The sequence below is a fragment of the Bacillus sp. ISL-41 genome, assembly GCF_018613235.1.
In the GTDB taxonomy this organism is placed as follows: domain Bacteria; phylum Bacillota; class Bacilli; order Bacillales; family Cytobacillaceae; genus Mesobacillus.
In genome coordinates, this window is the sequence record NZ_JAGGQP010000034.1 from 152,026 (window position 1) to 164,477 (window position 12,452).

Below are 12,452 nucleotides of genomic sequence, written 5' to 3' on the forward strand. Positions count from 1 at the left end.
CGACTGTTCTTGCTTTTCCTCTAAACTTGTCCGAAGTCATGCCAAGCTGGCAATGAACACAAGACAACCCTCAGTTCATTTCCTCTTATTATTATCCTGTTCAATTTTCCTGTGATCCGGTTTCTTTGGATATTCAGCAGTACCTTTAGGAGGAGCTGTGAAATCTCCTCTTTTGTCGAGGTAATTGTTTTTATTGTTCATTAATAATTCCCCTTTCTATTACATACCTGGTTGATGCCCCTTTAGTTGCTTCTCAATCGCCTTATCCCTCTCTCCCCCATCAGCAAGCTCTTCCGAAAACTCATGCTCCTGGAGTCCCGGTTTTCCCACCAGCTTAGAACTCGCAATTGTTTCAGCAGAAAGATTGTTGTTGGCAGCTCCTTCTTCATTCCATTTACCCATAATACTCCCTCCTTTTTTCTTACTATTTGTAAAACCATCATGTATCATTCTTCAAGTTAAAGTGTAACTAAAGCTAGTTCTGAGGAACTTCTTAAACTGCCTACGCTGCCGGAGAGATGGTTTTTAGGAAGTAATTGGCTCGCTTGATTTTTAAGCGTTTTTTTAATTTTTAATATAAATGGGAAGGATTGAATATGTAATTTTAATTGTGAACGGAGGTGAGTAGATGGAAAAGTGCGAGCTTGTTGTTCTGCAAACAAGCGACATTCATGGAAATATTTTACCTATTAATTACGGTAATAATAAACCGACAAATTCGGGATTGGCCAAACTTGCAAGTGTTTTCAAAAATATTTTAAAAACTAGCGACTGCACACTGCTGATTGATAACGGTGATGTTATCCAGGGCACTCCCCTTACGTATCATTTCGCGAAACATATAAACGAGTTAAGTAACCCTGTTGTCAGTGTGATGAATGAACTCGGTTACGATGGAGCGGTCATTGGCAATCATGAATTCAATTATGGGCAAGGATTATTGAAGAAAGCCATCAAAGAATCAACATTCCCATGGCTATCCGCTAATATAGTGAAAAAGGAAACTAAAGAACCAGCTTTCGGTAAGCCTTATTTTATCAAAACCTTCCATAATGGTTTGCGGATCGCAGTGCTTGGAGTGACAACACATTACATACCAAACTGGGAAAACCATGATAACATTGCGGGGCTTGAATTCCTGGATGCTTTTGAAACGCTGAATATGTGGGTTGAGCATTTACAAATAAACGAGCAGTATGACCTGCTTATCGTTTCCTATCATGGCGGTTTTGAGAGAGACCTTGAGACTGGTAATCCGACTGAACAGCTTACTGGCGAAAATCAGGCCTATCGGATGTGCATGGAAATTGCCGGAATCGATATTCTTCTGACCGGTCACCAGCATCGTCGGCTTTCCACACAACTAAACGGTGTCCTGGTTGCACAGCCAGGTCATATAGGGCAGGCTTTTTCAAAGGTATCGATCAAACTTGAAAAGTTGAATGGAAGCTGGACTATTGTTGAAAAGGCATCAGAAATTATAGCGATAGATGAAAACACGAAACCAGATGGAAAGATTGTGGAGTTAACCAATGTATATGAAGACTCTACACAAAATTGGCTGGATGAGCCACTGGGAGAAATCGTCGGGGATATGCGTGTCCAATCACCCCTTGAAGTCCGAAAAAAAGACCATCCGCTCATTGAGTTTATTAATAGCGTTCAGATGGATGCTGCCGGAGTGGATATTTCTGCAACAGCTCTTTTCCATAATGGTGCCCCTGGATTTTCGAATAAGGTAACCATGAGAGATATCGTATCCAACTATGTTTACCCCAATACTTTAAAAGTGATTACCGTTTCTGGACAGGATATTAAAGATGCCCTCGAAAAATCGGCAGAGTATTTTATTTTGAATGGTGAAGGAGATATCCAGGTTAATCCATCCTTTGAGTCTCCTAAACCACAGCATTATAACTATGATATGTGGGAAGGAATAGAGTATCATTTTGATATCTCCAAGCCCCTCGGGAACAGAGTTACACACCTCAAATATAAGGGAGAACCACTAAAACTTAATGAACCATTCAACATAGTGGTCAATAATTATCGTGCTGGCGGAGGCGGGAACTTCCAAATGTTCAAAAATAAGCCCGTAAAAAAAGAAATCCAGACAGATATGACCGAATTACTAGCGAATTATATCCAAAGACACAAGAGAATTGAGGCTGAATGCAACAAAAATTGGAGAGTGTTATCTCTTAAATAGTCCGTTAGTATCAAATCTCCCAATATTGTTTGCTATTGATTCCAGTATCTGTTATGATGAAATAGAATTATTTTTGTTCGGTGTAAAGGATAGAAATTATTTCGTCTTAATGATCACTTTGGGCAAGGATAGTAACATAATGTGCTAACGCACTGGGAGGTAACAAGAAATGGAACAAGGTACAGTAAAATGGTTTAACGCAGAAAAAGGTTTTGGATTCATCGAGCGCGAAGGTGGAGACGACGTATTCGTACACTTCTCTGCTATCCAATCTGAAGGTTTCAAATCATTAGACGAAGGTCAAAAAGTATCTTTCGACGTTGAGCAAGGCGCTCGCGGACCACAAGCTGCTAACGTAAACAAACTATAATATTAGTTTTGCTTAAAGAAGAAGGTTCCTATGGAACCTTCTTTTTATTATGTCTACCTAACCAATTCCCTTTGGCCTTCTGTTTTCGCAACTTTAGTTTCCCCCACTGCCCCCTTCAATTCACAAATCCTCCGCTTAGCGAATAAAAGTATTAAAGGGTTGCTTTTCTGGGAGGGAACAAAATGGCAAACAGCGTTTTATTTAATTCTATAAATGTCAATTCGATGCAAAGTAATGCTGGAGTCTTCATCGGTGGAAACGCCCAAACTGGTTGGAATTCACCGACTAAGCAGAACAACGGCATTTTTGGCACCGGCCAAGGTAATGTTTATTTTGGCAACATGCACTTGATTAGCGATAATGATGGCATTGACCAGCCTAATGCCGATCCGGATATTCAGCCTACCAGCCAGGCACAGGCTTTTTGACGTCTGTAGTAGCTATGAATTCAGTTAAAATTACTTTTAGAAATATAAATGTCAATAGTATCAACAGTTCATCCGGCGTATTTTTCGGGACAAATGTGAATACGAATTTTCTTTCAACCTCCAAATCAAACAATGGATTTTCTGTAACTGGTGATGATAATGCACTGTTCCGCAACTTAAGTTTTGTCAAGGATGAAAATGAAATAGAAGTCATAAAGACTGTAACTTAGAATAATATCCCGCTCACACGCAAATAATTTACTTGATAAAAGAAAAGGCGGGATAAAAAATGAATCAGTTCGAAGTAATTCTCAGAATTGCTATTGCTTTTATTGTGTTATTGGCAATGGCAAGATGGGCTGGTAGAAAAGAAATCAGCCAAATGACATTCTTCAACTTAGTCTCCGCTATTGCCTTTGGTTCAATAGCGGCTACACTTGCCCTCAATCCAAATGTAAGCATCTTAAATGGAATAATAGCATTACTCGGCTGGGCTGCTCTCACGGTGATAACAGACCAAATTCACTTGAAATCTAAAAAAGCCAGAAAGTTGCTAATGGGTGACCCGGTTATCGTTATTAAAAAAGGGAAAATAATGGAGGATGCACTTAGACAAGTGCGTATGGATGCTGACTCATTGCAAGCATTACTGCGGCAGAAAAGCATTTTTTCTATGAGTGATGTTGATTATGCCATCTTCGAAACGGATGGAAAACTTTCGGTCATGAAAAAGGAAAGCAAACAAACGGTTACGAAAAGTGACATGAATATAGCCAAGTCTTCTGGCACCTTTGTTCCACTTTCTACAGAATTGGTATCTGATGGACGAGTGAATGTTCAAAACCTTAACAAAGTGAAAAAGGATCGAACTTGGCTCGATGAACAGCTGCAACAGGCTGGAATTCAATCACTGGACGATGTTTTCTATGCAGAAGTTCAGCCGGATGGAAATCTATATATAGATAAACGAAATGATATTTTGCATTAAAAAAGAGGTCCTTCTGTAAAAGTAAGGGCCTCTTCATTCTTGTTCCATCTGTACCTGTTGGGATTTCAATAGACCCTCGAGCCAATCTGGCTGTTCAGTTCCTGCGGGATCACCAAAAATTTCAGCTATATTTCTTTGTGCAAGTCTTGAAATAATGTCATGTATATCATTATTGTCCCCGCTGATACTCCCGAATCCCTGGTTTTGATTTTTTTGGCTTGTAAAATCCTTTGGAAAGCTGTTCCCAAAATTAACACAGGATGCATCCTGGACAGTCCCAATCTGTATGGAACCTATATAAAAGGCAGGGCTTAGTGTTTTCAATATAACTCCCCCCTTCATTCTGACAAAATTTCTTTCCCATTGATTATTACGCTTAAAGCCGGTTCGATCCTCTCGCCTTCTTGGGATTTGCTGCTATATGAAGTTTCATCACGTTCATTTTCAGGCTTCTTTACCGTCGATTTTTTTGATTTAGATTTTATTGTCTCGATATGGGGACTAAAGGAATTTCCCAAATTCATCATTCCGCTAAGTTCTTTAATATCAATTTTATCCAAATGATAGGCTAATTCCTCTAATTGAAGGTGTTCAACTGTAACTTTTTCAATATGAAAGTGAAATTCTCTATTCTGAATTGAATCAATTTTTTCATTGAGTTTTTGAATCATTCTTATAACTTCTTGATTGTCCATGTCAATCCTCACTATTTTTACGATCAGAAAAGGAAACATTATTAGATATCTTGTTTGATTTCCCTTCCACATACCCGAAACCTTCGGAGCTGCTTACATGGCTTTTCCATTGGTGTGGTATGTTAACGCCTGTATGGACTCCTGAGCTATTGGTGATGTTGTTTATATCAATATTTTTGAATTTTATTTTAGTCATATCATCATCTCCATGTCAGCTGTGGAAGTTAATTTGGATTGACTCGCGATTTTGTGTGGAATGCTGGTGAACGAACGGAATACGGACGAAAAGAAGACCATTGAAAAAGTCGGCCTGAATCCGATCCAGGGAACATTGAGGAGGAATTTTCAGGATTCTCTCAAAAGGACCGCCAGAGCGTTCATTGATTAGCAGTTGATCTTCATCTGTCACGTAAGGTCGCTTCAATTCTCCCTTAATAGCTAAATTATAGCCTTCCAGCGAGAGATTTACGTCTTCCTGTGAAACAAGACCCGGCAATTCGGCTACAATAATCAGTTCTTGATCTCCCTGGAACATATCGATTCTCGGTCCCACCAGCGGTAGGATATCAGAGACCGCTTCAAAAAAATCGTGGCCAAGAATCCTCCTGGCCTCTGCCATCGAATCCACACTTTTCTTCCGGCTCATAATTCCTCCAGGCAATAAGTAGTTATTGTATATATATATTTTCACGTGTTGAAATTAGACCTTATGAAAAAGTCTTAGAGTTCTTTTTAACTATGTTATTTGTCTATCCGCGTCTTTCTCCCTGTCTCACTTTTCTTCATAATGTCTACTGTTCATCATAAAAGGGACTTACAGCAAGTAGGCAGACAAAAACCAGGTTCACCCATAAACCGGTGAACCTGGTAATTTTGTAGTTACTTTATTTCCTGTTCATAATATAAGTGTGGAACTTTTTGTTCTTTTCCTCTATTAGCTTTTGGTCCCTGATTCTCCGGACGGACGATATCGTAGACAGCCGTACCCACAATTTCTGCGACATCCTGCAGTTTTTCTTTGCTGATTTTGTCAATTGTATCTTCAGGTGTATGGTACCATGGCTCTAACGGTCTATGAATAAATGAGCCTGATGCAATGCCGCCTTCAAAGAACGAAACATGGTCACTGCTCCCGCCTGGCTGGATCGGAGTTGGTTCTCCATTTAAGCGGGCGCTGGAAGCTTGGGCAGTTTGGGAAACAATGTTTTCGTTTCCGTCCGGTGTATTGATGACCAAATCTCCTGCATCCCGGCTTCCTACCATATCCATATTAAAGTAGCCGGCAAAGAGATCTTTTTCATCCTCGGAAAGCTGGCTGACATAATAACGTGAACCAATCAACCCAAGTTCTTCGGCACCAAAAGTAATAAAGCGCATTTCCATATTCGTCGGCAAGTCCTTCATAACGCGGGCAAGCTCGAGTGTCATTGCAGTACCTGATGCATCGTCGTTTGCACCTGGGGCTCCAGGAACTGAATCATGATGGGCACCCAATGCGAGAATGGTGTCTTTTGCCTTATTTTTATTCGTTGGTGCTTTGGTGGCAATGACATTGTAAGAAGTCCTCATTCCGGCAGCTGCACCCTCAATGTTAATCGATCCTGTCAGAGTATCTCCATTGTTCAGCTGGTCCACTAAAGCTTGTCCAACTTCCTGGGAAATGGCCACAGCCGGTACATAGGCATCATTCGGGGAACCGAATGTTCCGTTCAGGTCTCCTGCTGCATTGTTAAAAATAATGACTCCTGCCGCACCGTTAGCTGCTGCGTTCAAGACTTTATCAGCAAATGAAATTGCTCCTCGTTTAATCAAAGCGATTTTGCCGCTAACATCTTTGCCTTCAAAATCCCCAGCTTGTCCTAGTCCAGCATAGACCAGTTCACCTGAGGCAGTTCCATCCATCCCGTATGTAAATGATTTCGGCTGAATTTCACCAGGATAGCCATCTACTGTCAGCTCGACTGTATTCGGTGCTGTGTAGCCATAGAAAGTAAATTCCTGAAGCTCTGTTTCATAACCGTATGACTCAAATTGCTCTTTGACATACTGAATCGCATTGTGCTCGGCTTCTGTACCGGCAACACGAGGTGTCCTTGAAAGGTATTCAATGTTATTGTAGATATTTTCAACATTGATCTTGTCCAATACCTTGTTGTCAAAAACATTTAATGGCTGAACCTGTTGCGGGGTTTCTGCCGGCTTTGCGTAACTGGCCTGCGCTCCTAAGGTGCTAACTGCAAGACCTGCTGCTAATGCGATTGATAGATAAGGCTTCTTCTTCATAATTACCTCCCGGATTAGTAAAATAGTTATCCGGGATAAATAATATAATATTCTAAAAATACAAACTAGTTAATTTTTTACTATTTTCAGTAGGTAATTAGGACAATTTTAAACTCAGTTGCCGCTATAATAGGTCAATTTGCTTATTAAAAGGATAAAAAGGGATGGAACCCAAAGATTCCATCCCTTTTGTCTATTAAACTCCCTTATAAGCCAATCGATAGATTTCAGCCAACTCTGACACTAATGGAAGCTTAGGATTGGCTGTTGTGCACTGGTCTTCAAATGCGCGATCGGCAAGCTGGTCGACCTTGGCTTCAAATTCTGCTTTTTCAACACCGTTTGCTTCAATGCTCATTGGAATATCCATTTCCCTCGCCAACTTTATGATCGCCTGGACAAGACTTTCAACTCCTTCTTCTGTATTGCGGGAAGGAAGGCCGAGTATGCGCGAGATTTCGGCGTATCGCTGGTCAGCGACGAAGCTTTCATACTTAGGGAATGCTGTGAATTTCTTCGGTTTAGTCGCGTTATAACGAATGACATGCGGCATCAAAATTGTATTAGAACGGCCGTGGGCGATATGGAATTCTGCACCGAGCTTGTGGGCAAGGCTGTGGTTGATTCCAAGGAATGCATTGGCAAAGGCCATCCCGGCAATTGTTGACGCGTTGTGGACTTTCTCACGAGCCACTTCGTCCTGGCCATTTCGGTAAGCTCTTGGCAGATATTCAAATATTAACTGAATGGCTTTAATCGCGAGGCCGTCTGTATAGTCATTGGCCATACAGCTGACATACGCTTCAATAGCATGCGTCAGAACATCCATTCCAGTATCGGCAGTAATATGCTTTGGCACTGTCATGACAAACTGCGGATCGACAATCGCCACATCAGGGGTCAACTCATAGTCTGCGAGCGGATATTTGATGTTGGCCTTTTTATCAGTGATAACAGAGAAAGAGGTCACTTCAGATCCTGTTCCTGATGTTGTCGGGATTGCTACAAATTGGGCTTTGCGGCCAAGCTGAGGGTATTTAACAATCCGCTTGCGAATATCAAGAAATTTTTGCTTCAAGCCGTGGAAATCAGCCTCAGGATACTCGTAAAATAACCACATGCCCTTCGCTGCGTCCATCGCAGAGCCGCCCCCCAGAGCAATGATGACATCCGGCTGGAAGCTCGCCATCATTTCAGCGCCTTTCATGACCGTTTCAATAGATGGATCCGGCTCTACATCAGAGAAGATTTCACAGTGTACGTAATCAGGACGCTTCCTTAAGTGATACAGGACTCGATCAACATATCCCAGCTTCACCATTCCAGGATCCGTGACAATAAATGCTTTCGAGATTTTAGGCATTTTCGCTAAATATTGCGTTGAATTCTTTTCAAAGTAAATTTTTGATGGCACTTTAAACCACTGCATATTCACGTTCCTTCTTGCCACTTTTTTTACATTGATCAAGTTGATCGCACCTACGTTGGTTGAAACAGAGTTCCCGCCATAAGTTCCGCAGCCTAGGGTCAAGGATGGCAGGTAGGCGTTATAGATATCGCCGATTGCTCCCTGGGAAGAAGGAGCATTTACGATGATGCGTCCTGCCTTCATTCTTAAACCGAATGCTTTAATTACTTCATCACTGGTGGAATGGATAACAGCAGAGTGGCCGAGTCCGCCAAATTCAAGCATTTCTTCAGCACGCTTAAGTCCTTCTTCTGTACCGTTCACTTTATAGCAAGCCAGTACCGGACTTAACTTTTCCCTTGATAGAGGATATTGCGGGCCTACTCCCTTCAGCTCAGCTACAAGGATTTTAGTCTCTTCAGGTACTGACACACCTGCCATTTCCGCAATCTTATGAGCTGGCATCCCGACTATATCTGCATTAACAGCACATGAGTGCTCATTGATGACAAGCTTCTCAACCTTCGACCTTTCTTCATCGCTTAAAAAGTAGCAGCTATTCGCAATCATTTCTGTTTTTACATCATGGTAGATTTCTTTATCAATGATGACTGCCTGTTCAGAAGCGCAAATCATCCCGTTATCGAAAGTCTTAGATAAAATCAGGTCATTGACTGCCCGTTTTACAATTGCAGTGCGTTCAATATAGCAAGGTACATTACCAGGCCCAACACCTAATGCCGGCTTTCCTGAACTGTACGCTGATTTTACCATCCCGGCACCGCCAGTCGCTAAAATCAGTGAAATCTTCGGATGGTTCATCAAAGATTGTGTGGCTTCGAGGGACGGTTTTTCAATCCACTGGATACAATCTGCTGGTGCCCCAGCTCTAGCGGCTGCGTCACGGAGAATTCTCGCGGCCTCACTGCTGCATTTTTGGGCAGATGGATGGAAAGCGAAAATGATTGGGTTTCTAGTCTTAATCGAGATTAATGCTTTGAACATGGTCGTTGAGGTCGGATTCGTCACCGGCGTGACTCCGGCAATCACACCCACTGGTTCAGCAATCGTGATCATGCCTTCATGTTCATTTTCGTCGATGATGCCAGCTGTTTTTTCATATTTGATATTGTGGTATACATACTCGGTAGCAAACATGTTCTTGATGATCTTATCTTCATAAACTCCTCGTTTTGTTTCTTCAACTGCCATCCTTGCAAGCGGCATATGCTGATCAAGTCCTGCCAGCGCCATTTCCTTTACGATTTTATTCACAGTTTCCTGATCAAGCTCCCGCATTTGAGCTAACGCTTTTAAACCTTTATCCAACAGATTATCAACCATTTTTGTAACGGATGATTGCTCTTTTACCACTTTTTCAACTGTCCCCATTTTCAGGACCTCCCTATTGTTTTAGTGTTGACTGCTGTGTTTATGTAGTTCATATGTTTTCATTTTTAATTTGTGAATGTTTTCACATGATTAATCAAAAAATAATTTACTCGCAAACTGGATTTCTAGGTATTTTTTCAAAGCTGATGTCCGTTAAAAATTTCGTACTTCTCTTAACTATGACGACAAAGTTAACTGTCCAGATGTATGCTGGTATTTCTTTATCATCCTTATACATCATCGCTTCGAATTCATCACCAATGACTTCCTCGAGCATTTCCTGAGTATATGTCTCAGTATCGGTTGAGAAGGGTTTAAATTCGCAATACATCATTTTGAATCACTCCTTTTCCTTTTCTAATTAAAGATTATCACATAAATGGAATAATTTATTGTGAAATGTTGAACAATATATGAACTATTTTTCTCTAATATTTAAAAGCCTGTCGAGTGATATTTTGAAATCGCTTACATTAATTACATTATATCAATATAATAAAAAGGACTCTCAAGTAGAGTCCCTAGAAATCATACTTTACCCCCGTTAATTCTTCAGATACAGTCCATAACCTTGTCATGGTTTCTTCTTTAAAGACTCCCGGGGCCGGGATTTCGATCGCAGGATATCCCTTTCTGTTTCCCCTCCCGTCTGGACCAATGTATTCTCCGCCGGTCAGGCTGTCATCTGCTGCAGCATAAATGGTTGGCAGAGCACCCATTGCTGCGGGCTGGGAAAACCATTTCATCAACCCTTTCAGGTATTTCGGAGTTTCACCTTTCCCTAAATTGAATAAATTTGTATTGGATATTCCCGGGTGGCAGGCGACACTGATTGTTTCGATTCCATGCTCTTTAAAACGGTTATCAAGCTCCTTTGCGAATAACAGGTTTGCAAGCTTGCTCTGTCCGTAAAATCTCATAGCTTTATAGCCTTTTGAACCGTCTAGATTGTCAAAATTAATTGCAGCACCCCGGTGAGCGATACTGCTTAAAGTAACTACCCGAGAACCTGGTGTCTTTTTCAGAAGCGGCAGTAAAAGGCCTGTTAGCGCAAAATGTCCAAGGTGATTACTGCCGAACTGTAGCTCGAACCCATCCTTTGTCTTGCCATATGGAGGAATCATCACCCCGGCGTTATTGATCAATATATGTAGTTGATGGTATTTTTCGATAATAGTTGATGAAAAATTGTGGACACTTGTAAGGTCTGCCAGATCCAGCTTCATCATTTCTACTGAAGCATTACTATTTCCTTGTAGAATGGAATCTACAGCTGCCTTGCCTTTTTGCTCATTTCTCACAGCAAGGATGACGTGTGCACCCTTTTCAGAGAGCTTCCTGGCAGCCTCATAGCCAATCCCGCTATTTGCCCCCGTAATAATAACGGTTTGTCCTGATAAGTTATCCTTTAACATGTTGATGCACCTCCATGGAGTCTATTTTACGAAGCTACAAATGCTTTCAATAACTTCTTTTTCCCATTGATACGAACTAAAGGTATGGTCTGCTCCTGTCACAATGCGGAGCGTCACCTTCCCCTGGTAGCATTTCTCCTGATAATCTTTGGATTCTTCAATAGAAACAGCTTCATCCTTTGACCCATGGATGATCAGAACATCCCGTTCAAAGTATTTAGCCCTTTCCCATACTTCAATGGATTTTAGCTGAGCAATAAAATCTTTCCCTATTAAATTCCCGCCAATGTCGTAGGCGTTCACATCTTTTATATAAGTAGAATTTTTCTCCATGCCTTTCGCTTTCTCTGCCATATTACCAGCCGGAGCGAGTAAAATAAGCTTCTCGATTTTCTCTGGATGATCGCCAGCAAGGAGGCTGGCAACTAATCCTCCCATGCTAAAACCAAGGACAATGACTTTTTCGCTATTAATACTGGGATGTGAGCGTACATAATCAAGTATTGTTTCTGCCTCTGCTAATTCATTCAAAACAGTCATATCTTCAAAATTGCCATCACTCTCACCGCTTCCTAAAAAATCGAAACGGAAACTAGCAATTCCAAGAACTTCGAGTTCCCTTGAGATTTTCAAAAAGAAACGATGAGGCTCTAATTTGCTGCCGGTAAAGCCATGCAGAAGAATGACAGCAGGAGCCTCCTTATGGTCTGTCAGGGGGATATGCGCCATCCCTCTCATCACCTGGTTGTTATGTAAAAGAGAAACTGCTTGTTGCATTGGGTAACTCCTTTCGGTATTAACAATATCTTCAATGTTATCACAATTGGTCTTATTAACCATTGAAATTAATTATAATATAATCCATACTAAACACATAGGAATTATTGGAGGGATATTAGAATGAAGTTTTTTATTGAAAAATGTCCACGTTGTAAAACCGCGCTGGAAGTCAAAGATAATCCTTCTTGCAAGGCGATCATAATTAAAGCTTGTCCGGCTGGCCATTATGAAAAAGAATTTCATCCAGCACTGGAAACATATATAGAAAGAATTAAAGTATCTTAATCTTACGAAGCAGGGCCTCAATTCGAGTGCCCTGCTTTTTCGTCAATGGATTTTAATTTTAATTCACTAAGATGACAATATTTGTTTTCATAATTTGTTCACATTTGTCTTCAAAACCGTAACAATTTCCATGTTAGAATGATTACAAATAAAGCAGTGTGATATTTATCACACCTTTTGCCACAACTTACCGTTCATT

At 41.0% G+C, this 12,452-nt stretch carries 16 protein-coding genes; 5 read left to right on the forward strand and 11 right to left on the reverse strand.

Annotation, left to right across the window (positions count from 1 at the left end):
* Window positions 1-75: 75 nt before the first annotated feature.
* Window positions 76-201: a hypothetical protein gene (locus J7I80_RS23550; protein WP_285289157.1), complete on the reverse strand. Its 126-nt coding sequence runs from the start codon at window positions 199-201 to the stop codon at window positions 76-78.
* An 18-nt stretch (window positions 202-219) separates the two neighbouring features.
* On the reverse strand, window positions 220-402 hold the full coding sequence (locus tag J7I80_RS18410; protein WP_214740214.1) for a hypothetical protein: 183 nt from the start codon (window positions 400-402) through the stop codon (window positions 220-222).
* A gap of 226 nt (window positions 403-628) precedes the next feature.
* On the opposite strand from J7I80_RS18410, the gene J7I80_RS18415 reads away from it, so the two are divergent.
* The 4 genes from J7I80_RS18415 to J7I80_RS18430 all read left to right on the forward strand — a co-directional run bounded on the left by J7I80_RS18415 (window position 629) and on the right by J7I80_RS18430 (window position 3,995).
* Window positions 629-2,209 carry a bifunctional metallophosphatase/5'-nucleotidase gene (locus J7I80_RS18415; protein ID WP_214740215.1) on the forward strand — a complete coding sequence of 527 codons (1,581 nt, stop codon included), beginning with the start codon at window positions 629-631 and terminating at the stop codon, window positions 2,207-2,209.
* A 169-nt stretch (window positions 2,210-2,378) separates the two neighbouring features.
* Entirely contained in the window at window positions 2,379-2,579 is a 201-nt protein-coding gene (locus tag J7I80_RS18420; protein ID WP_192471120.1) for a cold-shock protein, read from the forward strand.
* 182 nt (window positions 2,580-2,761) lie between these two features.
* Entirely contained in the window at window positions 2,762-3,007 is a 246-nt protein-coding gene (locus tag J7I80_RS18425) for a hypothetical protein (protein ID WP_214740216.1), read from the forward strand.
* A gap of 289 nt (window positions 3,008-3,296) precedes the next feature.
* Window positions 3,297-3,995: a YetF domain-containing protein gene (locus J7I80_RS18430; RefSeq protein ID WP_214740217.1), complete on the forward strand. Its 699-nt coding sequence runs from the start codon at window positions 3,297-3,299 to the stop codon at window positions 3,993-3,995.
* Between the two features lie 33 nt (window positions 3,996-4,028).
* On the opposite strand, the gene J7I80_RS18435 is transcribed toward J7I80_RS18430, so the two are convergent.
* The 9 genes from J7I80_RS18435 to J7I80_RS18475 all read right to left on the reverse strand — a co-directional run bounded on the left by J7I80_RS18435 (window position 4,029) and on the right by J7I80_RS18475 (window position 11,965).
* A complete protein-coding gene (locus J7I80_RS18435) occupies window positions 4,029-4,319 on the reverse strand; it encodes a hypothetical protein (RefSeq protein ID WP_214740218.1) in 291 nt (96 codons plus the stop codon).
* Window positions 4,320-4,333: 14 nt separating this feature from the next.
* On the reverse strand, window positions 4,334-4,690 hold the full coding sequence (locus tag J7I80_RS18440) for a hypothetical protein (RefSeq protein WP_214740220.1): 357 nt from the start codon (window positions 4,688-4,690) through the stop codon (window positions 4,334-4,336).
* A gap of 1 nt (window position 4,691) precedes the next feature.
* On the reverse strand, window positions 4,692-4,886 hold the full coding sequence (locus J7I80_RS18445; protein ID WP_214740222.1) for a hypothetical protein: 195 nt from the start codon (window positions 4,884-4,886) through the stop codon (window positions 4,692-4,694).
* 15 nt (window positions 4,887-4,901) lie between these two features.
* Window positions 4,902-5,336, reverse strand: coding sequence for an Hsp20/alpha crystallin family protein (locus J7I80_RS18450; protein WP_214740224.1), 435 nt, complete (start codon window positions 5,334-5,336; stop codon window positions 4,902-4,904).
* A gap of 233 nt (window positions 5,337-5,569) precedes the next feature.
* Window positions 5,570-6,973: a M28 family peptidase gene (locus J7I80_RS18455; protein ID WP_214740226.1), complete on the reverse strand. Its 1,404-nt coding sequence runs from the start codon at window positions 6,971-6,973 to the stop codon at window positions 5,570-5,572.
* A 196-nt stretch (window positions 6,974-7,169) separates the two neighbouring features.
* Window positions 7,170-9,773: a bifunctional acetaldehyde-CoA/alcohol dehydrogenase gene (adhE, locus tag J7I80_RS18460; RefSeq protein WP_214740228.1), complete on the reverse strand. Its 2,604-nt coding sequence runs from the start codon at window positions 9,771-9,773 to the stop codon at window positions 7,170-7,172.
* A gap of 106 nt (window positions 9,774-9,879) precedes the next feature.
* Window positions 9,880-10,107, reverse strand: a complete 228-nt coding sequence (locus J7I80_RS18465) for a hypothetical protein (protein ID WP_214740229.1) — start codon at window positions 10,105-10,107, stop codon at window positions 9,880-9,882.
* Between the two features lie 187 nt (window positions 10,108-10,294).
* Window positions 10,295-11,188 carry an oxidoreductase gene (locus tag J7I80_RS18470; protein ID WP_214740230.1) on the reverse strand — a complete coding sequence of 298 codons (894 nt, stop codon included), beginning with the start codon at window positions 11,186-11,188 and terminating at the stop codon, window positions 10,295-10,297.
* 21 nt (window positions 11,189-11,209) lie between these two features.
* Entirely contained in the window at window positions 11,210-11,965 is a 756-nt protein-coding gene (locus J7I80_RS18475; protein WP_214740231.1) for an alpha/beta hydrolase, read from the reverse strand.
* Window positions 11,966-12,088: 123 nt separating this feature from the next.
* Between J7I80_RS18475 and J7I80_RS18480 the strand changes: the two genes are divergently transcribed.
* A complete protein-coding gene (locus J7I80_RS18480; RefSeq protein ID WP_214740232.1) occupies window positions 12,089-12,253 on the forward strand; it encodes a hypothetical protein in 165 nt (54 codons plus the stop codon).
* Window positions 12,254-12,452: the final 199 nt, after the last annotated feature.

Excerpts from the sequence above, each read along its gene's own strand:
- J7I80_RS18415 (WP_214740215.1), top strand. The coding sequence starts at position 629 with ATGGAAAAGTGCGAGCTTGTTGTTCTGCAAACAAGCGACATTCATGGA.
- J7I80_RS18410 (WP_214740214.1), bottom strand. The coding sequence starts at position 402 with ATGGGTAAATGGAATGAAGAAGGAGCTGCCAACAACAATCTTTCTGCT.
- J7I80_RS18475 (WP_214740231.1), bottom strand. The coding sequence starts at position 11,965 with ATGCAACAAGCAGTTTCTCTTTTACATAACAACCAGGTGATGAGAGGG.
- J7I80_RS18445 (WP_214740222.1), bottom strand. The coding sequence starts at position 4,886 with ATGACTAAAATAAAATTCAAAAATATTGATATAAACAACATCACCAAT.
- J7I80_RS18440 (WP_214740220.1), bottom strand. The coding sequence starts at position 4,690 with ATGGACAATCAAGAAGTTATAAGAATGATTCAAAAACTCAATGAAAAA.
- J7I80_RS18450 (WP_214740224.1), bottom strand. The coding sequence starts at position 5,336 with ATGAGCCGGAAGAAAAGTGTGGATTCGATGGCAGAGGCCAGGAGGATT.
- J7I80_RS18465 (WP_214740229.1), bottom strand. The coding sequence starts at position 10,107 with ATGATGTATTGCGAATTTAAACCCTTCTCAACCGATACTGAGACATAT.
- J7I80_RS18425 (WP_214740216.1), top strand. The coding sequence starts at position 2,762 with ATGGCAAACAGCGTTTTATTTAATTCTATAAATGTCAATTCGATGCAA.
- J7I80_RS23550 (WP_285289157.1), bottom strand. The coding sequence starts at position 201 with ATGAACAATAAAAACAATTACCTCGACAAAAGAGGAGATTTCACAGCT.
- J7I80_RS18455 (WP_214740226.1), bottom strand. The coding sequence starts at position 6,973 with ATGAAGAAGAAGCCTTATCTATCAATCGCATTAGCAGCAGGTCTTGCA.
- adhE (WP_214740228.1), bottom strand. The coding sequence starts at position 9,773 with ATGGGGACAGTTGAAAAAGTGGTAAAAGAGCAATCATCCGTTACAAAA.
- J7I80_RS18420 (WP_192471120.1), top strand. The coding sequence starts at position 2,379 with ATGGAACAAGGTACAGTAAAATGGTTTAACGCAGAAAAAGGTTTTGGA.
- J7I80_RS18470 (WP_214740230.1), bottom strand. The coding sequence starts at position 11,188 with ATGTTAAAGGATAACTTATCAGGACAAACCGTTATTATTACGGGGGCA.
- J7I80_RS18430 (WP_214740217.1), top strand. The coding sequence starts at position 3,297 with ATGAATCAGTTCGAAGTAATTCTCAGAATTGCTATTGCTTTTATTGTG.
- J7I80_RS18480 (WP_214740232.1), top strand. The coding sequence starts at position 12,089 with ATGAAGTTTTTTATTGAAAAATGTCCACGTTGTAAAACCGCGCTGGAA.